Annotated in this window: 22 protein-coding genes and 1 pseudogene; 13 read left to right on the top strand and 10 right to left on the bottom strand. The window is 70.5% G+C overall.

The window, feature by feature from the left end:
- Positions 1-75 precede the first annotated feature (75 nt).
- Genes BJY18_RS15610 through BJY18_RS15585 form a run of 6 tightly spaced genes read left to right on the top strand, consistent with a single transcriptional unit; the run spans position 76 to position 5,259 of the window.
- Complete coding sequence (locus BJY18_RS15610; protein WP_184780677.1) at positions 76-993, top strand: ABC transporter ATP-binding protein; 918 nt, start codon at positions 76-78, stop codon at positions 991-993.
- Positions 990-1,724, top strand: coding sequence for an ABC transporter permease (locus BJY18_RS15605; protein ID WP_184780676.1), 735 nt, complete (start codon positions 990-992; stop codon positions 1,722-1,724). The genes BJY18_RS15610 and BJY18_RS15605 overlap by 4 nt, the downstream gene beginning before the upstream one ends.
- A gap of 51 nt (positions 1,725-1,775) precedes the next feature.
- Positions 1,776-2,435, top strand: a complete 660-nt coding sequence (locus BJY18_RS15600; protein ID WP_184780675.1) for a hypothetical protein — start codon at positions 1,776-1,778, stop codon at positions 2,433-2,435.
- Positions 2,432-2,743, top strand: coding sequence for a winged helix-turn-helix domain-containing protein (locus BJY18_RS15595; protein WP_184780674.1), 312 nt, complete (start codon positions 2,432-2,434; stop codon positions 2,741-2,743). The genes BJY18_RS15600 and BJY18_RS15595 overlap by 4 nt, the downstream gene beginning before the upstream one ends.
- 1 nt (position 2,744) lies before the next feature.
- Positions 2,745-4,061 (top strand): DNA polymerase IV, encoded by a 1,317-nt coding sequence (locus BJY18_RS15590; protein ID WP_184780673.1) that lies wholly within the window; start codon positions 2,745-2,747, stop codon positions 4,059-4,061.
- A gap of 58 nt (positions 4,062-4,119) precedes the next feature.
- Positions 4,120-5,259, top strand: coding sequence for a CapA family protein (locus BJY18_RS15585; RefSeq protein WP_184780672.1), 1,140 nt, complete (start codon positions 4,120-4,122; stop codon positions 5,257-5,259).
- A gap of 6 nt (positions 5,260-5,265) precedes the next feature.
- Here the strand turns inward: BJY18_RS15585 and BJY18_RS15580 are convergent, their stop codons facing one another.
- From BJY18_RS15580 to BJY18_RS15570, 3 genes are read right to left on the bottom strand one after another with little or no spacing between them, the layout of a single operon-like run.
- Positions 5,266-6,288: a family 2 encapsulin nanocompartment cargo protein polyprenyl transferase gene (locus BJY18_RS15580; protein WP_184780671.1), complete on the bottom strand. Its 1,023-nt coding sequence runs from the start codon at positions 6,286-6,288 to the stop codon at positions 5,266-5,268.
- A 25-nt stretch (positions 6,289-6,313) separates the two neighbouring features.
- Positions 6,314-7,720 (bottom strand): family 2B encapsulin nanocompartment shell protein, encoded by a 1,407-nt coding sequence (locus BJY18_RS15575; protein WP_184780670.1) that lies wholly within the window; start codon positions 7,718-7,720, stop codon positions 6,314-6,316.
- 1 nt (position 7,721) lies between these two features.
- Positions 7,722-9,152 (bottom strand): family 2B encapsulin nanocompartment shell protein, encoded by a 1,431-nt coding sequence (locus BJY18_RS15570; RefSeq protein WP_184780669.1) that lies wholly within the window; start codon positions 9,150-9,152, stop codon positions 7,722-7,724.
- Positions 9,153-9,662: 510 nt separating this feature from the next.
- On the opposite strand from BJY18_RS15570, the gene BJY18_RS15565 reads away from it, so the two are divergent.
- The 3 genes and pseudogenes from BJY18_RS15565 (at position 9,663) to BJY18_RS15560 (ending at position 11,686) form a co-directional block, all read left to right on the top strand.
- Positions 9,663-10,424 carry a bestrophin-like domain gene (locus tag BJY18_RS15565; RefSeq protein ID WP_184780668.1) on the top strand — a complete coding sequence of 254 codons (762 nt, stop codon included), beginning with the start codon at positions 9,663-9,665 and terminating at the stop codon, positions 10,422-10,424.
- A gap of 3 nt (positions 10,425-10,427) precedes the next feature.
- A pseudogene (locus tag BJY18_RS38025) lies at positions 10,428-11,132 on the top strand (DUF6923 family protein); the annotation flags it as partial.
- 107 nt (positions 11,133-11,239) lie between these two features.
- Entirely contained in the window at positions 11,240-11,686 is a 447-nt protein-coding gene (locus tag BJY18_RS15560) for a hypothetical protein (RefSeq protein ID WP_184780667.1), read from the top strand.
- A gap of 88 nt (positions 11,687-11,774) precedes the next feature.
- Here BJY18_RS15560 and BJY18_RS15555 read toward each other — a convergent pair whose 3' ends face one another.
- On the bottom strand, positions 11,775-12,758 hold the full coding sequence (locus tag BJY18_RS15555; RefSeq protein WP_446680361.1) for an autoinducer 2 ABC transporter substrate-binding protein: 984 nt from the start codon (positions 12,756-12,758) through the stop codon (positions 11,775-11,777).
- 260 nt (positions 12,759-13,018) lie between these two features.
- Here BJY18_RS15555 and BJY18_RS15550 point away from each other — a divergent pair, with 260 nt between their 5' ends.
- Entirely contained in the window at positions 13,019-13,474 is a 456-nt protein-coding gene (locus tag BJY18_RS15550; RefSeq protein WP_184780666.1) for a DUF4396 domain-containing protein, read from the top strand.
- 156 nt (positions 13,475-13,630) lie between these two features.
- Complete coding sequence (locus tag BJY18_RS15545) at positions 13,631-14,854, top strand: glycoside hydrolase family 88 protein (protein WP_184780665.1); 1,224 nt, start codon at positions 13,631-13,633, stop codon at positions 14,852-14,854.
- Between the two features lie 39 nt (positions 14,855-14,893).
- On the opposite strand, the gene BJY18_RS15540 is transcribed toward BJY18_RS15545, so the two are convergent.
- Positions 14,894-15,736, bottom strand: coding sequence for an NmrA family NAD(P)-binding protein (locus BJY18_RS15540; RefSeq protein ID WP_184780664.1), 843 nt, complete (start codon positions 15,734-15,736; stop codon positions 14,894-14,896).
- 152 nt (positions 15,737-15,888) lie between these two features.
- Between BJY18_RS15540 and BJY18_RS15535 the strand changes: the two genes are divergently transcribed.
- The gene (locus BJY18_RS15535) at positions 15,889-16,467 is read left to right on the top strand and encodes a TetR/AcrR family transcriptional regulator (RefSeq protein ID WP_312873853.1); all 579 of its coding nucleotides are present in this window, start codon (positions 15,889-15,891) and stop codon (positions 16,465-16,467) included.
- Positions 16,468-16,686: 219 nt separating this feature from the next.
- Here the strand turns inward: BJY18_RS15535 and BJY18_RS15530 are convergent, their stop codons facing one another.
- Positions 16,687-16,863 (bottom strand): hypothetical protein, encoded by a 177-nt coding sequence (locus BJY18_RS15530; RefSeq protein WP_184780662.1) that lies wholly within the window; start codon positions 16,861-16,863, stop codon positions 16,687-16,689.
- Positions 16,864-16,962: 99 nt separating this feature from the next.
- On the opposite strand from BJY18_RS15530, the gene BJY18_RS15525 reads away from it, so the two are divergent.
- Positions 16,963-18,240: an IS701 family transposase gene (locus BJY18_RS15525; RefSeq protein ID WP_184780661.1), complete on the top strand. Its 1,278-nt coding sequence runs from the start codon at positions 16,963-16,965 to the stop codon at positions 18,238-18,240.
- A 126-nt stretch (positions 18,241-18,366) separates the two neighbouring features.
- On the opposite strand, the gene BJY18_RS15520 is transcribed toward BJY18_RS15525, so the two are convergent.
- The 4 genes from BJY18_RS15520 to BJY18_RS15505 all read right to left on the bottom strand — a co-directional run bounded on the left by BJY18_RS15520 (position 18,367) and on the right by BJY18_RS15505 (position 24,356).
- Entirely contained in the window at positions 18,367-19,467 is a 1,101-nt protein-coding gene (locus BJY18_RS15520) for a DUF8814 domain-containing protein (RefSeq protein WP_184780660.1), read from the bottom strand.
- 81 nt (positions 19,468-19,548) lie between these two features.
- Positions 19,549-22,443, bottom strand: coding sequence for an AfsR/SARP family transcriptional regulator (locus tag BJY18_RS15515; RefSeq protein ID WP_184780659.1), 2,895 nt, complete (start codon positions 22,441-22,443; stop codon positions 19,549-19,551).
- A gap of 147 nt (positions 22,444-22,590) precedes the next feature.
- A complete protein-coding gene (locus tag BJY18_RS15510; RefSeq protein ID WP_184780658.1) occupies positions 22,591-23,655 on the bottom strand; it encodes a 4-oxalomesaconate tautomerase in 1,065 nt (354 codons plus the stop codon).
- Positions 23,652-24,356, bottom strand: a complete 705-nt coding sequence (locus tag BJY18_RS15505) for a 4-carboxy-4-hydroxy-2-oxoadipate aldolase/oxaloacetate decarboxylase (RefSeq protein ID WP_184780657.1) — start codon at positions 24,354-24,356, stop codon at positions 23,652-23,654. The genes BJY18_RS15510 and BJY18_RS15505 overlap by 4 nt, the downstream gene beginning before the upstream one ends.
- Between the last annotated feature and the right edge of the window lie 233 nt (positions 24,357-24,589).

Here is a 24,589-nt window from a genome sequence, read left to right as displayed (position 1 = left end):
CGCGACACCCAACACTTTCCACCTCCGTGCACTTTGTGTTACAAAGTTGAGGCAATCACACACTGGGGAGATGCGATGACGGAGGCGTTCAGGCTGACCGGCCTGGTCAAGCGGTTCGGGCCGGTACTGGCGGTGGACCGGGTTTCGGTGCGGGTTTCGCGCGGGGAGGTGGTGGCCTTGCTCGGCCCGAACGGGGCGGGCAAGTCGACCACCGTGGATCTGCTGCTCGGGCTCACCGCGCCGGACGAGGGGGACGTGCGGGTGTTCGGCGGTACGCCGCGGGCGGCGCTCGACTCCGGGCGGATGGCGGCGATGGTGCAGAACGGCTTCCTGCTGCGGGAGCTCACGCCGGCCGAGCTCGTGGGGCTGCATCGGTCGATGTTCCGGAAACCGTTGCCGGTCAAGGAAATTTACGCGCGTTCGGGGATCGGGGAGTTCGCCGGGCGGCGGTGTGGCAAGTTGTCCGGCGGGCAGCTGCAGCGGGTCCGGCACGCGATCGCGCTCGCCGGCGACCCGGAGCTTCTCGTGCTGGACGAGCCGACTGCGGCGCTGGACGTCGACGCGCGCCGTGCGTTCTGGGCTTCGATGCGCGAGTTCACCGGTGGCGGACGCACCGTGCTGTTCGCCACGCACTACCTCGCCGAGGCCGAGGACTACGCCGACCGCGTGGTGCTGCTGCGCCAGGGGAGCGTCGTGGCGGACGGGCCGGTGGGGGAGATCCGCGCGGACGTCACCGGTCGCGTGTTGCGTGCCGTCGTGCCTGGGGCGAGCGAGCCGGCGCTGAGTGCGCTGGACGGGGTCGCCACGGCTCGGGTGCAGGGGGACCGTGCCGAGCTGGCCTGCACCGACTCCGACCGCACCATCCGTGCGTTGCTTCGCGAGTTCCCCGGGGCGAGCGGCATCGAGATCGCCGCCGCCGGGCTGGAGGAGGCGTTCCTCGCGCTGACCGCCGCGCCGGACGCCGGGACGCGGCTGCAGGAGGTGCGCCGATGAACCGGGTCTACCTGCGCCTGGAAATCCTCCGGATCTTCCGCAGTCCGCAGTTCGCGGTGTTCACCATCGTCGTTCCGCTGGGGATGTTCCTGCTCTTCGGCAGCATGTTCGGCGACGAGACCGGGCCGGACGGGGTGAAGACCGGTGTCACGACCATGATCAACATGGCTGCGTACGGCTCGATGAGCGGCGCGCTGTTCACCGGCACGCGGGTGGCCACCGACCGCACCGACGGCTGGCAACGGCAGCTGCGTCTCACGCCGATGCGCGGACCGGGTTACCTGGCGGTGAAGATCGCGTCGGCGATGGCGATGGCGCTGCCGGTCGTCCTGGTGGTCTTCGCGGCCGGCGCGCTGCGTGGAGCACAGCTCAGCGCGGGGCAGTGGCTGCTCACCGGGCTCGCGCTGTGGCTGGGTGCGCTGCCGTTCGCGGTCCTCGGGCTGCTGCTCGGGCTGTACGGCAAGGGTGACACGGTGGGTGCGATGACGGGTGCGCTGATGCTGCCACTCGGCGTGTTCGGCGGGCTGTGGATGCCGCTGGCGTTCCTGCCGCAGTGGATGTCCACGGTCGCGCACTTCCTGCCGACGTACTGGCTCGGCCGGCTCGCCGCGCTGCCGGTCGGCCACGGCGGTGGGTTCGCGCTCGCGGCCGGGGTGCTGGCGGCCTGGCTGGTGCTGCCCGCCCTCGTGGTGGTGCGCCGGTTCCGGCTGGACCCAGGAAAGGTGGCCTGACGTGCTAGCTTCCGTGCTGTCCATGGGCCGGCACGGGGGGAAGGGCTCGGCGTGAGTGAAGACCAGGTGGACGAGGCCGACGACGGGCAGCCGCTGTCGGCGGCCGAGTCGCTGGACCTGATCGCCCGGCAGCACGACCGGACGCGCCGCGAGCTGCGGAGCAGCCCGGCGCGGCTGCTCGGCGTCTGGGCGGTCGCCTGGCTGGTCGGCTGGGGCCTGGTCTACCTGTCCGACGACCGGGTCGCGGGGTTGATGCCGGGCTGGATCGCCTCGGTCGTCGTGGGGGTGCTGTTCGTCGGCGCCGTCGTCCACACGGCCTGGCACAGCACCCGGCCGGGCCGGGGCATCCGGGGGCCGTCGCGGCGGATCGGGCGGATGTACGGCTGGGCGTGGGCGATCTCGTTCCTCGCGATGTATCTGGTCGACCTGCGGCTCACCCTGCTCCTCGGGGACGCGACGGACGTGATCTCGCTGTTGTGGACCGGCACCTCGCTGCTGCTCACCGGGGTGCTCTACCTCGCGGGCGGGATGCTGTGGCAGGACCCGCTGCCCTACACCTTCGGCGCGTGGATCTGCCTGTGCGGCGGCGCGAGCGTGCTGGTCGGCGTGCCGGGCAACTTCCTGGTGCTCTCGCTCGCCGGTGGTGGTGGCTTCGCGGTGGCCGCGCTCGTCTACGTGCTGCGTGCGCGCAAGGGGCGGGAAGCGCGGTGACCGGTCCCGCGCTGCCCGAACTGGATCCGGTGATCCACGCACAGGCCCGGCTGCGGGTCACGGTCGCGCTCGCCGGGCTGCACCGGGCCGACCAGATCACCTTCCCTCGGCTGCAGCAGCTGCTCGACATGACCGCCGGGAACCTCTCCACGCACCTGCGCAAGCTCGAGGACGCCGGATACGTGGAGATCACCAAGGCCTACGAGCACCGCACCCCGGTCACTCTCGTGCGGCTCACCGAACCGGGCCGGACCGCGTTCGAGCAGTACACCGAGGCACTGCACCGGCTGCTGGACGCCGGGGCCTGACGTGTCCCGTTGGATCGTGCACCTGGATCTCGACGCGTTCTACGCCTCGGCCGAGCAGCTGACCCGGCCCACGCTGCGCGGCCGCGCGGTCGTGGTCGGCGGCACCGGGCCGCGTGGGGTAGTGGCCGGGGCGAGTTACGAATCCCGTGCCTACGGCGTGCGCTCGGCGATGCCGATGTCCCAGGCCCGGCGCCTGCTGCCGCCCGGCGGTGTGATCCTCCCCCCGCGGTTCCGGCTGTACGAGCTGCTCAGCAAGCAGGTCTTCGACGTCGTCGGCGAGGCGGCTCCGGTGCTCGAGCGGATCTCGCTGGACGAGGCGTTCGCCGAGCCGCCGGGGCTGGCCGGGGCGTCCGCGGCGGAGGTGACCGAGTTCGCGGAGAAGCTGCGGGCGCGCATCCGCGAGCGGACCGGGCTGACCGCGTCGATCGGGGCGGGCGCCGGCAAACAGGTCGCGAAGATCGGTTCGGACCGCGCGAAGCCGGACGGCCTGCTGGTCGTCGCACCGGGCACCGAACGGGAGTTCCTGGAGCCGCTGCCGGTGCGTGCGCTGTGGGGGATCGGTCCGGTCGCGGAAGCGAAACTCCGCACGATCGGCGTGCTCACCCTCGGACAGCTGGCGGCGTTGCCCGAACAGGACGCCGTGTCGATGCTCGGCGGCGTCGTCGGCCGGGACCTGCGTCGCCTCGCGAGCGGAGTCGACGATCGTCCGGTCGCTGAGCGGGGTGAAGCCAAGCAGGTGAGCGCGGAGACCACCTTCGACATCGATGTGGTCGACTTGCCGCGGCTGCGCACCGAAGTCCGCAAAATCGCCGCTTCAGCGCACGCGCGTCTCGTTAAGGCGGGCCGTGTCGCGCGCACGGTCGTCATCAAGCTTCGGCACACCGACATGAGCACAGTGACCCGTTCGGAAACCACTGCTTCGCCGACAGATGACCTCGAACAACTGGCTGCCACTGCGGAACGGCTGCTGCTCGACCCCACGGAGTTCGGCGGCGTACGGCTGGCAGGCGTCGCGTACAGCGGACTGTCGGTCCCCCACCAGGACGCGTTGTTCACGCTCGCCGTCCCGGCCACAGCTGCGCCGACGGTCACCGAAGCGCCCTCACCGGGTGGCAGCGCGCGGCCGACGTCCTCGGGCTGGCGACCTGGCGACGACGTGGTGCACACCGAGCACGGTGTCGGCTGGGTGCAGGGTGCGGGACACAACCGCGTCACCGTGCGTTTCGAAACACGCACCACCGGCCCCGGCGTGGCGCGCACGTTCGAACAGGCGGATCCGGCCCTCACGCGTGGTCAACCGGCCGACTGCCTGGCCTGAACCGCGTCACGAGGTCCATGACAGGATGTGCGGCGCAGTCGGGCAAAGGGGATGGATGATGACGTACCGCGCACGTGCGGTCACCAACGCACGCTTCGCAGTCGCGGTCGCCGGGGCCAGCTTGATGCTCGCGGCATGCACCAGCGAACCGGCCGCGCAAACGCCCTCGGCGGCGGCGCCGAGCAGCTCGGCCACGCCGCGCCAGGACGGGTTTTCCGTGGTGGCGACCGGAGATGTGCTGATCCACCCGAGACTGACCGAACAGGCGGAGGAAGACGGCGCCGACCGGATCGACTACCGGCCGCTGTTCGCCGGGGTGAAACCGCTCGTGTCCGCGGCCGATCTGGCGATCTGCCACCTCGAGACGCCGCTCGCCCCGGAAGGCGGTCCCTACAGCGGATACCCGTCGTTCAGTGCGCCGCCGGACATCGCGGACGCGTTGCGGGACACCGGCTACGACACCTGCTCCACCGCGTCCAACCACACCCTCGACCAGGGGACCGCCGGGGTCACCCGCACGCTCGACAAGCTCGATGCCACCGGACTGAAGCACACCGGTTCCGCGCGCTCGGCCGACGAGGCCGGGAAGCCGCTGATCCTGGACGTGCACGGGGTGAAGGTCGCGCAGCTGTCGTACTCCTTCGGTTTCAACGGGATCGAGCGGCCGTCCGGAAAACCGTGGCTGGCCAACGAGATCGACGCCGACGAGGTGCTCGACGCGGCGCACGCGGCCAAGCGGGCCGGCGCCGAGGTGGTCATCGCGAGCCTGCACTGGGGCGTCGAATACGACCACGAGGTGACCGACGATCAGCAGCAGCTGGCGGAGAAGCTGATGGCGTCCCCGGATCTGGACCTGATCGTCGGCCACCACGCGCACGTCGTGCAGCCGTTCGGCAAGGTCGCCGGCAAGTGGGTCGCGTTCGGGCTCGGCAACGAGGTCGCCCGGCACGACGAACCCCGCGGCTCCACCGAGGAGGGCGTGGCGGCGCGGTTCCACTTCGCCCGCGACGGCGGTCACTGGACGGTCGACCGCGCCGAATACGTGCCGACGTTGATCGATCTCGGCCCGCCGATCCGGTTGCGGGACCTGACGACCGCGCCGCCGACACCGCAGGGGCGGAAAGCCTTGTCGGACACCGACGAGGTGGTCCTGTCCCGCGGCGCCGGCGACGAAGGGCTCTCCCGCCCCGGGCGCTGACGCCGGTCAGTGGTCCCGGCGGGTGATCAGGCGGGCCAGCGCGGTCAGTTCCGCCGTCGGCCGCGGAGCGGGGCCGGCCGCGGTGAGCGCGGTGAGGGCGTCGGCGAGCAGGCCGTCCGCCTGCGCCCGGCTCCAGCTCCGCCCACCCGCTCTGTCCACAAGGGACGCGGCACGGGCGAGTTCGCGGTCCGGCAACGGTTCCCGGTAGAGCGCGGCCAGTTCGCGACCGGCCGCGGTGCCGGAGGTGAGCGCGGCGACCACCGGCAGCGACTTCTTGCGGCTGCGCAGGTCCGAGTACACCGGCTTCCCGGTCACCGCCGGGTCGCCCCAGATCCCGAGCAGATCGTCCACGTGCTGGAACGCCAGGCCGAGGGACCGCCCGAAACGGCCGAACCGTTCCGTGTGTTCCCCGTGCCCGCCGACGACCAGCACCCCGAGCGTGCACGCCACACTCAGCAACGCCGCCGTCTTGCCCTGCGCCATCCGCACGCACTCCTCGGTGCCCACCTCGGTGCGCTGCTCGAACGCCAGATCCTCGTTCTGGCCGTGCAGCAGGTCGAGGACCGCGGTGCTGAGCAGCCGCGCCGCGGCCGGGCCGTCCGGGGACAGCACGTCGAAGGCCAGGGTGAGCAGCGCGTCCCCGGCGAGCACGGCCGGGCCGGTGCCGAACACCGTCCACGCGGTGGGGCGGTGCCGCCGCGTTTCGTCGCCGTCCATGACGTCGTCGTGCAGCAGCGAGAAATTGTGCACCAGCTCGACCGCGACCGCGGCGCTGATCGCGTCCGCCGGGTCCCCGCCCGCCGCCTCCGCACACAGCAGCACCAGCGCCGGACGCAGCGCCTTGCCTGCGGAGCCGGCCACCGGTTCGCCGCGGGAATCCCACCAGCCGAAGTGGTAGCCGGCGATCCGCCGCATCGACACCGGCAGCCGGTCGACCGCCGCCCGCATCGCCGGTTCCCACCGGCCCCGGCTCCAGTCCAGCACCTCGGCGACCGCACGGGCCCCGGTGCGCGAGTCCACCGTCGTCATCGATTCTCCCCTCCAGGCACCGTGATCAGCGTCCGATCTCCACGTCGTCGAGCACACCCAGCGCGTCCGGCACCAGTACCGCGACGCTGTGGTACGCGCTGACCAGGTAGGACGTCACGCCGCGGTCGTTCACGCCCATGTACCGCACGTTCAGGCCCGGCCGGTACTCGTCCGGCAGATCCCGCGGCCGCAGCCCGATCACGCCGTGGTCGTCCTCCCCGGTGCGCAGCGCCAGAATCGACGTGGTGCCCTGCGGGGAGACCGGGATCTTGTCGCACGGCAGCAGCGGCACCCCGCGCCAGGTGGTCACCCGGCGGCCGTCCAGCGTGCCGGTCGCCGGGTACAGGCCGCGTGCCGTACATTCCCGACCGAACGCCGCGATCGCCTTGGGGTGCGCCAGGAAGAACCTCGTCTTGCGGCGCCGGCACAGCAGCTCGTCGAGGTCGTCCGGCGCCGGCGGGCCGCCGCGGGTGGTGATCCGCTGGCTCGGATCGGCACTGGGCAGCAGGCCGAATTCGGTGCTGGTGACCAGTTCCTGCTCCTGGCGTTCCCGCAACGCCGCCACGGTCAGCCGCACCTGCTGTTCCAGCTGGTTCATCGGCTCGTTGTACAGGTCGGTCACGCGGGTGTGCGTGCGCAGGATCGTCTGCGCCACCGCCAGGTCGTACTCCCGCGGCGCCGGATCGTAGTCCACGTACGTGCCGGGAAGCGCGCACTCGCCCTCGTGCCCTGCGGCCAGGTCGATACTGGCCTCACCGGCCTTGTTGTGTGACCGGGACGGTTCGGCGAGCCTCGCGCGGACGTGCTCACGCAGGCTTTCGATCCGGCCGTTCAGCACCGCGTACGTCGTGGCCGGCAGCACGAGCACCACGCACCGGGTGGCCGCCCGTGCGGTGAACTTCCAGGTCTCGTCGCTGCTGCCGAGGAGTTCACCGCCGAGGTGATCCCCGCCGGCGAGCGTGCCGAGGTGTGCCTCGTCGCCGTACTGCCCCGGGGTGGTCCGGCGCACCTTGCCGGACGCGATCAGCACGATGCTGTCCAGCGGGGCACCGGCTTCGGCGATGGTGTCGCCTGCCGCGTACTCGCGTTGTTCGAACCCCTCGGCCAGCGCCGACAGTGCGTCGGCGTCCCCGAAACCGCGCAGCAGCGGGAGTTCGGCGAGCTCCGCCGGGATCACCTGCACCCGTGCGCCGGTGGTGAAGAAGGTGATCCGGCCGTCGCCGACGGTGTAGGTGAGCCGCCGGTTCACCCGGTACGACCCGGCCGCCACCTCGACCCACGGCAGCTGCGAGAGCAGCCACCGCGGGGTGATCGACCGCATCTGCGGAAGGGACTTCGTCGTGGTGGCCAGGGTGCGGGCCGCCCGCGTGGACAGCGAGCGCGGTGGCTCTCCGGTGCCGGTCGTGCGGGAGGCAATGGCGGGTCCGGGCATGTCAGTCCCCACGACCGATCTCGGCGTTCTCCAGGACAGCCAGCGCGTCCGGCACCAGTACCGCGGCCGAGTAGTAGGCGCTGACCAGGTACGACATGATCGCCTGCTCGCTGATGCCCATGAAACGCACGTTGAGGCCCGGCTGGTACTCGTCGGGAAGTCCGGTCTGGTGCAGCCCGACCACGCCCTGGTCGGCCTCGCCGGTCCGCATCAGCAGCACCGAGCTGGTGCGGGTGTCGGTCACCGGAATCTTGTTGCACGGCAGGATCGGCACGCCGCGCCAGGCCGGCACCTGGTGCCCGCCCAGGTCGACCGCGTCCGGGTACACCCCGCGGCGGTTGCATTCGCGGCCGAACGCGCCGATCGTCTTCGGATGCGCCAGAAAGAACCCGGGGTCCTTCCACACCAGCGACAGCAGTTCGTCGAAGTCGTCCGGCCCCGGCGGGCCGGTGCGGGTGGAGACGCGCTGGGCGAAGTCGGCGTTGTGCAGCAGCCCGAAGCCGGAGTTGTTGACCAGCTCGTTCTCCTGACGTTCGCGCAACGCCTCGATGGTCAGCCGCAGCTGCTGCTCGAGCTGGTTCATCGGCTGGTTGTAGAGGTCCGCGACCCGGCTGTGCACCCGCAGCACGGTTTGCGCCACGCTCAGTTCGTACTCTCGCGGCGAGGTGTCGTAGTCCACGAACGTGCCCGGCAGCTGCGGTTCGCCGTCGTGGCCGGAGGCGACGTCGATCGCCGCCTCACCGTGGTCGTTGGACGCGAGTGACGCGTTGGCGGTGACCTCGTCCAGGTGCGCGCGCAGTGTGCCGGACCGGTCGAGCACGCCCTGGAACTCGCTGCGCGGCAAGGCGAGCACGGTGCAGGCGGTGATGGCCCTGGCGGTGTACTCCCAGATCCCGTCGGCATTGGTGAGCACCTGCTCGCCGAAGTAGCCGCCGTCGGCCATCGTGCCGAGCACGGTCTGGTCGCCGTAGGCGCCGGTACCGATCTTGCTGATCTTCCCGTGCGCGATCAGGAAGACCTGATCGGCCTGGTGCCCGAACTCGACCAGCGTGTCACCCGGTTCGTACTCGTGCTGGACGAACCGCCCGGCCAGCTCGTTCAGCACCTCCTCGTTGTCGAAGCCGCGCAGCGGGGCGAGTTCGCCCAGCTCCGGCGGGATCACCCGCACCTGCGAGCCGGTGGCGGCGAACGTGACGCGGCCGTCGCCGACGGCGTAGCTCAGCCTGCGGTTCACCCGGTACGTACCGCCCGAGACCTCGACCCACGGCAGCACCTTCAGCAGCCACCGGGAGGAGATGCCCTGCATCTGCGGAACGGATTTCGTCGTGGTCGCGATGGTGCGGGCCGCGGCCCGGCCGAGGCTCAGTTGCGGTTGTTCCCCATTTCCGGAACCAGCGGAGCCGGCGGTGTCTACGGGGTCCGTGACGGTCACAGCGAAAACCACCTAACGTCGAATCGTCCGGCGCGCGGACGGGATTTTCGGTGAGGGAAATTGTTCGGTCTGGTTCGCGGAATGCGATTCGGCAGCAGCGCCGCGAATCAACATAGCAAGCCGGAACGGCGCGACAATCCCACGATCGGGTGCCCGGGTTCCGTTCACCTGTTTGCCGCGTGGCGATTTCGGACATTCGCCGGTTGTTGTCGTCCGGCCAGCGCCGGAACCGTCCACTCGGGTCACCGTGCGTCCGCGGCCGTAACCCGGCCCGGGCGCCCACCGCTGGTAATCGGGGCAGTTTTCCCCGCAGAACACCGCCTTGGTACGGGTCGGCGCGGACCGCGCTGCTCCGATCCGGCGAATTGCGCGGACCGTGCGCGGCCACCCGGCTGAATCGTCCGGCGCCCGGTTGTCCGGTTCCGAATGGGCTGGCTAGCGTCGCCATCGCCGCGGGCAATCGGGCGCCGGATTCGACCGACCCGTGCCGGCCGTAGGGAAAGGGAGCACATGAACGTCTACCTGACCGGTGTGTGCTGGGTGATCGGCGCGGCCGTGCTGGCCGCGGTGATCGGTTATCTGGTGCGGCGCTTCGGCTGGGACGAGGGAAGGCGGGACAACAACGACGCGGCCGGGCAGGTTTTCACCATTGTGGGCGGTTTGCACGCGGTGCTGGTCGCCTTCGTGCTGATCTCCCTGTTCGACGGGGTCACGGACGCGCGCGACGATTCCTACACGGAGGCGGACAGTCTCGTCGCGGCCACCTGGGCCGCTCAGGCGCTCCCCGGCGACACCGGCGAGCAGGTGCGCACCCTCGCTGTCGCCTACTCGAACACCGTGGCGCAGCAGGAATGGCCACGACTGGCTGACGGCGGGTCACTGCCGGCGACAGGCTGGGCGCAGCTCGACCAGATGCGCCGGGCGGTCGCCGCGGCGTCGGCGTCCGACGACTGGGAGACCGACCGCAAGAACGAAGCCAGCGATCGGCTGTGGCAGGTCTACGAATCCCGGCAGACGCGGCTGACCGGCGCGGAGGCACAGGGCGTGGGTTCGGTGATGTGGTTCGCGTTGATTCTCGGCAGCGTGATCTTCGTGTTGCTGCCCAACCTGTTCGGCGGTACCCGGATGGCAGCGCACCTGGTCATCGTGTCCACTTTGGCCGCCACGATCGCGTTGCTGCTGTACGCGATCTTCCAGTTGCAGAACCCGTTCGCCGGTGGTTCGAGCGTGCATCCGGACGCGTTCGTCTACGCTGTCGCCCGGCTCGGCTGATCCGTGCGCCGGTACCTGAGCGTGGTGGCCGTCGCGGCCGCCGTCTCCGGAGTGCTGGTCGCGTCCGGTCTGCTGGACCCGCCCGGGCACCGGTCCGCGGCCGCCCCAGGGACGTGCACCGTGCTGCAGGTGGAGAGCACGCGCCGGCATGCGTCCTCGATCACGGCGCTGACGTTGCCCTCCGGCGCCCGCCGTCCGCTCGCCAACAGCCGGTACTCGCTCAACGCGATTGCTTACTCCGCAGATCAGAACACGACGTACGGGGTCGCCGACGGGTCTTTCCCGGACGGTGCACACGCTGTGCGGATCGAGGCGAACGGACGGGTGCGCGACCTCGGCGCGGTCGGCCGCGGCGCGTGGAGCTGGGTCACCGGCGCGGTCGGCGGTGCGATCGCCGGCAACTCCTGGTACGTGTTGCGGGCGGGCAGTCTGTACACAGTGGACGTCAACCCGCGCAGCCCGGATTACCTGACCGCCTCCCGTCCGCGGCGGCTGCGTCCGTGGCTGCTGGCGTCCGGAGTGGACGATCTCGCCTACAACTCCGCAGACGGTTTGCTGTACGGCGTTTCGGTTTCGTGGCACGGCAGGGGAGTAGTGGTGACGGTGGATCCGAGGACCGGGCAGGTGCGGCAGGTGCCGGGCCGCTGGTTCCCGCCCGCTTCGGCGTATGGCGCGGTGGTGTTCGGACCGGACCACCAGCTGTACGCGACGGCGAACCGGATCGGCCACCGCAGCGTGACCTACCGGCTGCCACCCGGCGGACACCCCTTCGAGGTCAGCACGGGACCCGCCTTGGTGAGCTCGGACGCCGCCGGATGCCTCACCCGGTCCACGCCACCTCCTCCGCCGACCACGACACCCAGCACGCCGCCGCCGACGACACTGCCGCCCACGACGACCCCGCCGCCCACGATTTCGCCGACCACGCCACCGCCCACGACCTCGCCACCGCCCACGACCTCGCCACCGCCCACGACCTCGCCGACCACGCCACCAACCGTGCCGTCGACGACGCCACCCGCGACTTCGTCACCCACATCGACGTCACCTACCTCAACGGCCTCACCCACGCCGCCGCCGAGAACGCCTTCCGCGACTCCGCCGTCGTCTCCCTCGGCATCCCCGCTTCCGCCGCCGGTTCAGCCGCCGATGTCCGTGCCGAGGCCCGCTCCGGATCCGGTCCCACCGCCTTCTCGTGCCTCACGCCCGGTCCGGAAGGCCGCGGAGGACCGGGCTGCCGGCCGTCGCGAGCGGGTCGATAAGCAGCGGCGTTGGGGGCTGGCCGTGGTGCTGCTCGTGGTCGGCGCCGGTGCGGTGGCGGCTCGGGCACGCCGTTCCCGGTGACGCTGGTCAGTACTTGTACTGGTCGACGTTGTCCTGAGTGATCAGCAGCGGGTCGCCGAGCCGGATCGTGTGGGCGCGCTCGTCGTACTTCACCGCGGGCAGCTCGGGGCTCACGTCGTTGCTGGGCCGCAGCGCGGTGCCGGCGGCGAGCTGCTTCGCCGTCCACGCGGTGAGGTAGCCGAGTGACTCGACGTTCCACAGCACCGTCATGGAGCACGAACCGTCGAGCAGATACGGCTTCATCGTCTGTGGCGTGCCCGTGCCGACGGTGTACACGCGGCCGATCTTCTGCTGGTCACGGACGGCCCGCGCGACGCCCGGCGCGGACGTGGTGCACTGGCCGATCAACCCGGTGAGCTGCGGATGCCGGTCGAGCACCTGCTTGGCCAGGTTGGTCGCGGTCGTGACGTCCTCGCCGGCGTACACGGTCTCGACGAGCCGCGCCTGGGGATAACGCTGGGCGGCGTACGCCTTTTCCGCGTCGATCCAGGCGTTGAGGTTCGCCGCGGTCCGCCCGCACGAGACGACGGCGAACTCACCGGCGCCACCGGTCTTATCCATGAGCGCGTCGACCACGGCCTTGCCGATCCCTTCGGCACTGGCCTGGTCGACGAAGACCTCGCGCTGCGAAGTGGCGGCGTCGGTGTCCGTGGTGAGCACGTGGATGCCCTGCGCACGGGCCTCCGCGATCACCGGGGCGAGCGAAGCCGGATCGTTGGGCGCGACGGCGATCGCGTCGACCTGGTCGTCGATCAGGCCCTGCAGGATCGCCACCTGGTCCGCCGGGGCCACCGACGCCGGCGCACGCGTGGACCAGTGGATCCCGAACCGGCGCGCGGCCTGCATGCCACCGGCGTTCATCGCGTCGAAGTAGGCGATCCCGCCGACCTTCGGCACGAACACCACCTGGGCCGGTTCCGCGTCCGACACCGGCCGCCGATCGCCGGAGCAGCTGTCGAGAGTGACCACCACGCCCAGCAGCAGCGCCATGCCTGCCACGAACGTTCTCGTCCGCCCTAGCATCCTCACCGTTCCCGGGTCCCTGATCTGGCAGCCGAACGTAAGGCCGTCGCTCACGGCGGTCAACCGGTTGTACGCAAAGGGTTACGGAAGTGAGTTCAACCGCCGGATGGTCGTATCTCGTATGCCGGGCCGGACCGGCGGGTAGTGCTACCCAGGCGGGGGAAATCCCCACCTTACGAGGGCGCTCCGGGCTGACGAGCATACCCTTAGGGGGTACTGTGAAGTGCATGAACGAATCTCAGCACGGCGCGTCCTGGGCGGCCGCGGTCCAGGCGACCCTGCACTGCCTCACCGGCTGTGCCATCGGTGAGGTTCTGGGCATGGTTCTCGGCACCGCGTTCGGCCTGCACAATGCGGCCACCGTGGTGCTGTCGATCGTGCTCGCGTTCGTCTTCGGCTACGGGCTCACCATGCGCGGGGTGCTCAAGTCGGGGCTCGGTGCCGCGGACGCCTTCAAGGTCGCGCTCGCCGCGGACACGGTGTCGATCGCGGTGATGGAAATCGTGGACAACACCGTGGTCGTCGCGATCCCCGGAGCGATCGACGCGGGGTTGGCGAGTGTGCTGTTCTGGCTGTCGCTGGTGATCTCCCTCGCGATCGCGTTCGTGATCACGGTGCCGGTGAACAAGTGGATGATCGGCCGCGGCCGGGGCCACGCCGTCGTGCACGCCCACCACCATTGACGCGCCGAACCGGCATCTTGCCCGGGACTCGGCAAGGCATATTCACATTCATGAACAATTCGTCGCGTGACTGGTCACTTCGGCGGATAGGAAAATCCGCCGGGATCGGGTAGACCTTTCCCTCGAATGGTTTCCCACGGCGAATGGCGGACACCCGTGAACGTTACCCGGCGGACTCTGCTGACCACCGCGGCCGGTGCCGCGGCGACGGTCACGGCGAGCGGCACCACCCCGGCTGTAGCCAGTGATTCCACTGGTCAGACGGTTGCACTTCGGGCAGCGGCCGACTATGCGGCAGCCAAGCTGCGGGTGGTCGCGCCGGGTGTCACGGCATTCCCCACCGGAACCGAGTTCGAGAAATGGGTCTATTCGCATACCGGCGACTGGGTCGGCGGATTCTGGCCGGGGACGCTCTGGATGGCCTACCTGCACACCGGCGACGAGCAATTCCGCGCGCTCGCGCTCACGTCGGCGGAAAAGCTCGCGCCGCGGCGTTCCGACACGAGTACGCACGATCTCGGCTTTCTCTTCTCCCCTTCCTGGGTGACCGCGTGGCGGATCACCGGCGACGCGAAGTGGCGCGACGGTGCGATCGAGGCCGCGTCCTCGCTGGTCCAGCGGTACAACCCGCGTGGCCACTTCATCCGGGCCTGGGGTGCGCTGCCGGATCCGAAGGACGCCGGCCGGATCATCATGGACACGATCATGAACCTCGACCTGCTGGATTTCGCGACCCGGCAGACCGGGGACAGCCGCTACCGCGACATCGCGGTCGAGCACGCGAAAACGGCGCAGCGGGTTTTCGTACGCCCGGACGGCTCCACCCCGCACGTCTTCGATTTCGACCCGGCCACCGGCAAGGAGATCGGACCGGGCACGGTGCAGGGCTACAGTGCGCAGTCCTGCTGGTCCCGCGGCCAGTCCTGGGGAATCTACGGCTTCACCACGATGTACCGGCGCACCGGCGAGGCCTCGTTCCTCACCACCGCGTGCCGGCTCGCGGACTTCGCGCTCCGCGCGCTCCCTCCGGATTCGGTGCCGGTGTGGGACTACCTCGCGCCACAGGCGCCGTACGACGTCAAGGACGCCTCCGCGGGAGTGGTGATGGCGTGCGGGCTGATCGACCTCGCGGGGGCCACCCGTCAGCCGCGCTACCGCGAGGCCGGGTTGCGGATCCTGTCCGCGACCGCCCGCACCTGCCTCACCACGACGTCGACCCGCGCGCAGGCGGTCGTCGCTCGCTGCACCCGCAACCGCCCGTCCGAGGACGGCGTCGAGATCTCCCTGCCGTACGCCGATTACTACCTGCTCGAAGGCATTCTCCGGGTGCTCAAGCCGAAAGAGCTGGACGCCGCGATCGACCTGTCGTCCGAGCGCTGAGGGCAGGCGGTTTCGAACTCGCGTGGATCAGCAGAAGCGTCAGGCGGCGAGCCGGTCAGCGACAGTGCGGGGCTCGCGTCCGAGGAGGTCGGCCAGCAGGGGGCTGGGTTCGGCGAAATAGCCGGCGCGGGCGGCCTGGTACCAGGTGAGCAGGAACCGGGCCGCCTGCTCGGGGACACCGCTGACGATCTGGTCGGCAACCCACTGTTCGTCGTCCAGGACGGTGCGCTTGATGGTGCGACCGGCGAGGCGGGAGGCGATCGTGGCGAAGTCGTCGAAGGTGACGGCGGTCGGCGCGGCGAAGGTGACCGGGCCGTCGAAGGAGCGGGCACCGGCGAGGAGAACCGCAATGGCCTCGGCTATGTCATCACGGTCGGTGTACGGGACGGGGCCGTCTTCCGGCTGAGCGATCTCGCCGGTCCGCTGCCACGGGCCGAGCAGCTGGTCGAGCGGACCGTAGGCGCCGTTGCGCAGTGCGGTCCAGGCGATTCCGGAGTCGCCGAGGAGCGCCTCGGTGTCGATGTGGAACTCCGACGGCCGGTACGGGTTGCCGGCGATGGCGCCCTGCTGACTCGTGTAGACGATCCGCCGGACACCGGCCGCGACGGCTGCCTCGACGGCGTTTCGGTGCAGGCTGACCAGGTCGGAAGCTGGGTCGTTGCCGGACACCAGGAGGACCTGCTCGGCGCCGGCGAAGGAGTCGCGCAGCGCGGCCGGATCCTCGTACGAGCCCTGCCGCACGCGTACGCCGCGGTCGACGAAGTGCTGCGCCTTGGCGGTATCGCGGACGCTGACGCCGATCTCGCCGGCGGGGACGCGCTGAAGGAGGTGCTCGACGGTCGCGCCGCCCAGACCACCGGTAGCGCCGGTGACAACGATCATCTTCTTGTCCTCTTTGGCGGTGTGCCCCCACCCGTCTCGGGCGTGAGCATAAGTTGACTGCGCTGGCCAGTTTCTCTCCGACGCCGACTGTAGGTAAACTGACCAGGGGAGTCAAATTACGTGGGTGGGCGACTGCGAGAGAGGTGAGGCGGGTGCCTTCGGAATCCCGGCTGCGCGCCGACGCCAAGCGCAATTCCGAGCAGATCCGTGCCGCGGCGATCGGCGCCTTCCAGGGCCGGGGCCTGACGGTCCCGCTGGAGGAGGTCGCCAAGGCCGCGGGGGTGAGCAAGGCGACTGTCTTCAACCGGTTCGGCGGCCGGATCGGCCTCATCGAGGCCGTCATCGAAGAGGTCGTCGCGACGGAACTGTTCGCCGTCATCGACCACACGCGGACCATCGACGACATCGGCGAGCGGATCGTCCACTACCTCACCGCGCTCCGCGATCTGCAGTACCGCCAGCCCGCCGTCAACGACGTCCTGCTGCAGACCTATCCGCATTCGCGCCAACTCATGGAGATCTGCCGGGTCGGGAGCGAGGCCAACGACGAACTCATCGCGGCGGCGCAGCCCTCCGGCGCTCTGCGGCCGGAGTTCACGGCGGGCGACCTCCACGCACTCGTCCTCGACAACGCCCTAGCCCTCAAGCACGGCGAACGGCCTCCGCGGGACGCCTACGACCGCCGCACCGCCTACCTCCTGGACGGGATCCGCGGACAGCTGAGCCGCTAGGGCCTGTATCGAAGTGGGGCAGAGCCAGTCGTTGGTCGCGGAGGGTCCTCGTACCGAACCGCGAGTTCGTCGTAGCGAGTGGCCGCCCGCGGTGGCGTTTGCGCCGGTTGCTGCCGCACTCCACCGCGTGCCGCTGCTGGTAGATCTCCGGGTCGAAGGTCGGCGGCCGACCAACGCCCGGTCGTGGCACCCGGGTCCCGGCCAAGGCCTGCAATGCGGTCAGTATCTGCTGCCAGGCGCCAGCTCGCTGCCACCGTCGGAGCAAGCCATAAACCGCTGCCCACGACCCATACCCACCAGGTCTCCGGTGGTGTTCAGGTTCTTCTTGGTCGACGAACCACCCATGGGGGCCTCACCCAGGTCGGCCACCGACACGTCCAGCAGCTCCAACTCCACCTCAACTTGTTCAAGACGACTTCCATACAAGCCGCTAGTAGTGCTTTGTTAGGTGTGTCGTTTCGGCTGGTCAGGGTGCTGATGTGATCTGCTGTCGGTGTGAAACCGGAGGAGTTAGAGCAGGTCCGTCCGCGGCTGGCGGCGTTCGCCGCGACGATGCTGGGCGGGTTGGCCCGGGCGGATCAACGAGCGAAGGGGGAGCTGTATCTGCGTGGGCTGATGTTGGACGGCAAGCGGAAGTCGATGCAGCCGATGGCCGAGCGGCTCGGGGTGGATCACCAGCAGCTTCAGCAGTTCGTCACCTCCTCCACCTGGGACTTTGTCGATGTCCGGCGGCGGATCGCCTGCTGGGCCGAGGAATTCATCACGCCTGAGGCCTACGTCATCGACGACACCGGATTCCCGAAAGACGGCGTCGATTCTCCCGGCGTCGCGCGCATGTATTGCGGCGCGTTGGGCAAGACCGGGAACTGCCAGGTCGGGGTCAGCGTGCACGCGGTGACCGACTGGGCGTCCGCCGCGATCGACTGGCGACTCTTCCTGCCGCAGTCCTGGGACGAGGACACCACCGCCGATCCTGCTGTGACTGCCGAAATCCGGCGACGTCGCAGCAGGTCCAAGATTCCCGACGACCTGCGGCATCGGGAGAAGTGGCGTCTGGCGTTGGACATGCTTGACGAAATCACGGGCAACGACGATGCCGGCGGCTGGGGTCTGCCCGATCGACCCGTGGTCGCCGACGCCGGCTACGGGGATGCGACCGAGTTCCGGCTAGGACTGACCGAACGGGGCCTGTCCTACGTTCTGGCGGTGAAAGCGACCACCACCGCCTTTCCCGCGGACGCCCTCCCGCAGACCCTGCCGTACACGCCCGGTGTCGGGCGACGGCCGGTGCCGCGTTACCGCGATCAGCCCGTCAACCTGAAAACCCTGGTCATGGCCGCCGGGCGGAAAGCCGGGAAGATGGTGACCTGGCGGCACGGCTCCCGAAAGTCTCCCGGTAATCCCACCGCTGCCCTGCGATCGAGGTTCCTGGCACTGCGCGTGCGCCCCGCCAACCGGGACATCCCCAAGGCCGAGGATGGCAGCCTGCCCGAATGCTGGCTGCTGGCCGAATGGCCGCCCGGGGAACCCGCACCCACCGACTACTGGCTCTCCACCCTGCCCTCCGACACGCGTCTGCGGGAATTGGTGCGGCTGGCGAAGATCCGCTGGCGCATCGAGCACGACTACCGTGAGCTCAAAGACGGCCTGGGTCTTGATCATTTCGAAGGCCGCAGTTTCCTGGGCTGGCATCGTCACGTCACCCTCGCCGCTCTCGCCCAAGCGTTCTGCACCCAGCTGCGCTACGACCCAAAAGCCCCTGCGCCGGCCTGACCCTCTACGCCGTTCTCCGCGAACTCCAGTCCCTGTTCGCAGTCTGGACCGGCGCATGCCACACCTGCCACCAACCCGTTCCTCGGTCACAACAACCGCCCGACCACGAAACCTAACAAAGCACTACTAGTCACACGGCGGCGCGGTGGCTTCGGTGCGCAGGTAGGCCGCGGCGATGTAGTGGCCGGGGCCGATGCGGTACCAGACGGTACTGGTGCCGAACGTGCCGGACACGGATTCGCCGTGCGTCTGGCACTCGATGGGTACTTCCGCGTAGTTCGCCGCGTAGCCGACGGCGGCCGCGGACGTGGTGGGGCCGGCGCGGAGGTTCAGCGGGGCACCGGCGGTGCTCACGGTTCCACTGGCCGGTGCGGAACCGGTCCACAGGAAGGTGACGTTCACGTAGCCGCTGCCGGTCAGGCCGAGTCCGTCCCAGAACGTTCCGTCGGCCAGGTCGATGCCGGCCGGGTTGCGCACCGTGCGGCCGCGGGAGTCCTTGCCGCCGTTGAACCCGTCCAGGTAGGCGGCCTGAGCTTCCGGCACCCCCTGTGGCAGCGACGCGAACTGCGCGCGCCGGTCGGCGGGGTGCCAGTAGTCGTCGTGCTCGTTCCAGGGCCCGACCTCCCACACCGGCGCGTACTCGCAGCGGGCGCCGTCGGTACGGCAGACTCGGGCGGTGTAGCTTCCGGTTCCCTTGGGCGAGACCGACTTCGTCGACGGGAAGGACACGAAGTGATCGCGTTCGACGATCTTGTGCCCGTTCGATGTGGTGCCGCCGACGAGCCCTTCCCTGGTGGCGTGGATCCGGTAGGTCAGCGCTGCCGAGGCGGCGGGGGAGTCCGCCCGCGCGGCGCGGTCCGCGGACAACGTCACCGCGTGCACCGCGGCCGGGCCGGACACCGAAATCCGCGCCTGCACCACCGTCACCGCGTGGCCGAACGTGGTTCCCGCGGGCAGCCATTCCGTCCAGCCACCGCCTGCCCGGCCCCGCACGTCCACCTCGACCCCGCCGGACCGGCCGGCCTCGACCCGCGCGGTCACCCGGTCCGCGGTGGAGGAGAGCAGGTGCTCGGCGGTCACCAGCACTCCCGGTCTGGCCCCGGCCGCGCCGTCCGGTCTCAGTACACCGCTGTCCACCGTGACACCGAAATCGTCACCGTCCACCTTGGACAAATCCACTCGCCAGCTGTCCGCGGCGGCCGTCGGCAGCATCGCTGTCGTGCCCATCAGAACCGCCAGGACTCCATGAAGGATCACCACCGGATCCTCATCCGGAACGCCGCGGGAACGGGGTATTCCGCCCGCGCGTCAGGCGGACACGATCCGGTGCGGTGTGCCGGGCTCGATCGGCGCGGGATCCGGCGGCCGCGCCGACGAGAGCTCCCGCCGGATCGCCAGCGCCCGCTCGGTGTAGCTGCGCGAGCGTTCCGGCTGGCTGAGCGCGGAGTGCAGCTCACCGAGCAGCTGCGACACGGCGGCCTCGGACCGGCGGTCGCCGTTGCGGCGATGCACGCTCAGCGAGTTGACCAGCAGCAGCCGGGCGTGCGCGAGATCGCCGCTGTAGAGGCACAGCTCGCCGAGGTTCTGGTTGGCGTATCCCACGCAGTGGTCGTCACCGAGATCGGTGAACACGGCGATCGCCCTGGTGACGTGCTCACGGGCCGCGGCCAGATTGCCCTGCCGCTGGTGCAGCAGCCCGAGCCGTTGCAGGGCATGGGCTTCCCGGTGCCGGTCGCCGATCTCGCAGGACAGCTGGAGCGCGTCGGTGAACCACCGCCGGGCGGTGGCGAAGCACGTGCGGGCCGCCCAGATCGCGCCGATCGAAATCCGGATCACCGCTTCGCCGTGCCGGTCGCCGGCTGCCTCGAACAGGCGCAGCGCTTCGTGGCAGGGCGCCAGCGCGCCTTCGTGGTCGCTCTGCATCCGCCGGACGGTGCCGAGCCCGGCGTACGCGTTACCGAGGCCCTGCTGGTCGCCGATCCGCCGGTACTGCGCACGCGCGGTCTCGAAAGCGACCAACGCGTCCGCGTCGTTGTCCTGATACAGCAGGATCTGCCCGAGGTTGCGCTGGATGATCGCCTCGCCGTGGGCCGATCCGCAGCGCCGGGCCGCGGCGAGCGCCACCGCGTGCGTGACGTGCCAGTCGTCCTGGTGCCCGCGCAGGTCGAAGTACGGCGTCAGGGCCGCGGTCAGCTGCCAGGCCAGCTCGTCGAAATCCTGTTCGGTGGCCAGCCGCACCGCGGCGACGCACGTTGCCCGCTCCGCGGCGAACCAGGTGGCCGGATCGGCCGGCAGCCGGTCGAGCGGCGAGGGTGGCGGTTCACCGGCCCGGTACTGGCCGAAGAAGTGGATGGGCATCCGTTCCGCGGCCTCGAGCGCGAGCGCGAGATACCCGCGCAGGACCCGCCCGATGGCGTCTCGGGTCTGGCCCGGACCGTCGTGGCCTGCCTGCTCCGCGGCGTACACCCGCAGAAGGTCGTGCAGCCGGTAGCGCGGCTGCCCGGCCTCGTCCGTGGTGACCAGCTCCACGAGGTGGGCGTCCACGAGCACGTCGAGCACGTCGTCGGCGGCCGGGCGGCCCAGCACCGCGGCGACCACCCAGGCCGGGAACAGCACCGGCCCCAGCGCGCCGAGCCGGCGGAACGCGGTCGCCGCGGACATCGGCAGCAGGTCGTAGCTCAGGGTGACGCTCGCGCGGACCGCGAGGTCGCCCACCCGTAGTTCGTCGAGCCGCCGATGCTCGTCGTGCAGCCGTTCGGCGAGGATCCGCAGTGACCAGCTCGGCCGGTGGGTCAGCTTCGCCCCGGCCACCCGGATCGCGAGCGGAAGGTGCCCGCACTGGCGCAGGATCGCGGCAGCGTCGTCCGGTTCGGCGGCCACCCGCTCCCGGCCGACGATGCCCTCCAGCAGCCGCGCGGCCTCGGGTTCGGGCAGCAGGTCGACGTCCACCGCCAGCGCGCCGTCGAGGTCGGGCAGCCGGACTCGGCTGGTCACCAGCACCGCGCAGGCCCCCGCGCCGGGCAGCAGCGGCCGTATCTGCGCGGCGCTGGCGGCGTCGTCGAGCACCACGCACATCCGGCGTCCGGCCAGCTCCGAACGCAGCAATGCGGCACGCTCCGGCAGCTCACGCGGCAACGCGGCGTCCGGGACGCCGAGTGCGTGCAGCAGTTCGGCCAGCACCCCCATCGGCGCCCGCGGCGACGACGACGTGCCGGCCAGATCGACGTGCAGTTGGCCGTCGGCGAATCCGCCGCGGACCGCGTGTGCCACCCGGATCGCGATCGCGGACTTGCCGATGCCGGGTGCACCGGACAGCACCACCACGGTGGGCCGCCCCGCCTCGCAGTGCTCGCGCAGCCGCTCGACCAGGCCCCGGATCACCTCGTCCCGGCCGGTGAAATCGGGTAGGTCGAGCGGCAGCTGGCAGACCGGCCGGCTGCCGTCCGGGTGGGGGAGCGCGGGTGCGGCGGCCAGGGTCGCCCGCAGCTCCCGCAGTCCGTTGCCCGGTTCCGCGCCCAGCTCGTCGGCGAGGACGCGTTCGGCCGTCCGGTAGGCCTCGATCGCCTCGGCGATCCGGCCACTGTCGCGCAGCGCGGTGATCAGCTGCTGCCACAGCTCCTCACGCAGGGGATGCTCGGCGACCAGGCCGCGCAGCTCGGCGGTGACTTCGCTGTGCCGGCCGAGCGCGAGCCGGGCACGCAGGCGCTGGTGCTGGACCGACAGGCGCAGCTCGGCCAGCCGCGCGACGGCCGGCTCCCAGCCCGGATCGTGCGGCAGGCCTTCCAGCACCTCGCCGCGCCAGAGGCCGTTCGCCTCGTCGAAAAGAGCGAGCGCGGCCTCGGCTTCGCCGCCTTCGAGAGCCTCGCGGGCCTGCGCGGCGAGCCGGGTGAACACGAGCTGGTCGAGCTCCTCCCCGGACACCGAGAGCAGGTATCCCGAGGACCGGCTGCCGATCCGGTCACCCAGTCCGGGTGCGAGCCGCCTGCGCAGGGAGTGCACGTAGGTCCGGATGTTCGCCGCCGCCGACCGGGGCGCGGACCCCGGCCAGAGCACCTCCACCAGGGCTTCGGTGGACACCACGACGTTCGGCTGCAGGGCCAGCGCGGCCAGCAGCAGCCTCGGCTTCGGACCGCCCAGCGGCACGGTCCGCCCTTCGGCGATGACCTCCAGCGGCCCCAAGATCCGGAAGGTCAGCGAAGTCATCTCACCCGCCTTGGCGGCAAGGTCCCCATGACCGGGCATGCTAGGAGCGTTCGCCGCGGTTAGCTAGCACCAATCGGTGCCGGATGCCCCGTAAGCAGCGGTTTGTACGGGTTGTGCCGGGTGGTCGCGCCCGCTACGGCACGGAGTTCAGGAACGCGGGAAAACGATCCCGTCGAACAGCTTCCGCGCGGTGCGGATGACGGTCGATCGGCGGACGCGGGGCGCGCCGTCGCCGGTGTCGAACTCGATGCCGACCGCGAGCTTCCCGCTCGGATGCTCGATCTCGATCGGCTCACCCGCGGCCGGTGCGACCAGGAATTCGCGGCCCACCGCGCCGTCGAGCAGCAGCGCGGTCACGACGCTGACGCCGCCGAGGACACCGATCGAGGGATGCGGCTTGACGGGGATGAACGTGCGAGTGCTGATGGCGCCGCCGTCGCGGGGCGGGGAAACCAGGGTCGTCTTGGGTACCGAACTGCCGCTGACATCACCGAGCCCCATCAGCTTCCCTGCCTCGGTCCGCACTGCGTCGATCCGTTCGGCGAGTGCGGTGTCCGCCGCGAGCTCGCCGGCGGATTCGTCGCCGGTGACGCCGAGATCGGCCGCACGGGCGACGACGACCGGCATCCCGTTGTCCACACAGGACACTTCGATTCCGCCGACCTCGTCACGGATCCGCCCGGTGGGCAGGAGACTGCCACAGACCGACCCCTCCGTCTCGGTGAAGTCCAGCTCGACCGGCGCGGCGGTGCCCGGCACGCCGGAAATGGCGGTGCCGCCGCTGTAGTCCACTTCGCCACCGGGGGTGGCGAAGGTGGCGACGGCGATGGTGCCGGTGTTGAGCAGCCGCACGCGCACGGTGGTGCGGTCCTGGTCGGCGGGCACGAGTCCACGCTCGACGGCGAACTGGCCGACGCCGGCGAGCAGGTTCCCGCAGGTCTGCCTGTCGGAGACGGTCGCCTCTTCGACGCCGAGCTGCAGGAAGAGGTAGTCGATGTCGTGCCCGGGATCGCCGGCCGCGGACACGATCGCGACCTTGCTGGTCACCGGCTGGGCGCCGCCGAGGCCGTCGATCTGACGCGGATCGGGGGTGCCCATGATCCGCAGCAGCAGATCGTCGCGCGTGGCGGGATCGACGGGCAGGTCTTCGGTGAGGAAGTAGGCGCCCTTGGACGTGCCCCCGCGCATCAGCATGCAGCGCACGCCGGTCATGCCTGCTCCTTTTCATACTCCTCGGCGCTCAGGTAGCGGACGCCGAGTTGGTCCAGCTTTTCCCGCAGCCCGTAGCGGTCGAGGCCGAGCTGCCCGCCGGCGAACGCTTCGCGCGCTGCGGCTTCCTTCTCCAACCGCGCCTGGGACGCGTCGAGTCCGCTTTGGACCTCCTCGCGGCGCACGCGCAACACGCCGTCGTCGTCGGCCAGGATCGCGTCGCCCGGACGGACGAGCTGACCCCCGACGACGACGGGCACGTTCACCGCGCCCGCGGTCGCCTTGACGGTGCCCTGCGCGCTCACCGCGGCCGACCACACGGGGAAACCCAGCGCGCGCAGGTCGGCAACGTCGCGGACGCCGGTGGTGGTGACCAGCCCGCGTACACCGCGGCGCCGCAGCGCGGTGGCGAACAGCTCGCCGAAAAGCCCGTCACGGCAGGGGGAAGTGGTGGTGACGACCAGAAGGTCGCCTTCCCGGCACTGCTCGACGGCGGCGTGGATCATCAGGTTGTCGCCGGGCCAGCACAACGCGGTGACCGCGGTGCCGCCGACCCGCGTGCCGTCCTGGATCGGCCTGAGGTCCGGGCCGAGCAGCCCGGAACGGCCCAGCGCCTCGTGAACGGTGGCGACCCCGTACCCGGCCAGATGCGTCACCTGCTCGAGGTCAGCGCGCGGCGGATCGGTGACGATGACGTGCTCCATACCCGCCACCGTAATTCTCGGTCGACGAAATTGTCAACAATTTTGGCGCGCAACGATGGTGGTGCGGTGATGGTGTCGCGGGCCTTGGTGACGGTGTTGTGCTCGCGACGAAGGTGTCGTGGTGCCGTGAGCCGTGAGCCGTGAGCCGTGAGCCGTGAGTCGGTGGGCCGTGAGTCGGTGGGCCGTGAGTCGGTGGGCCGTGAGCCGTGAGCCGTGAGCCGTGAGTCGGTGAG

The organism is Amycolatopsis jiangsuensis (assembly GCF_014204865.1).
In the GTDB taxonomy this organism is placed as follows: Bacteria; Actinomycetota; Actinomycetes; order Mycobacteriales; family Pseudonocardiaceae; genus Amycolatopsis; species Amycolatopsis jiangsuensis.
The sequence above is the reverse complement of the archived record's forward strand: the minus strand, read 5'-3'. Positions and strand labels throughout refer to the sequence as shown.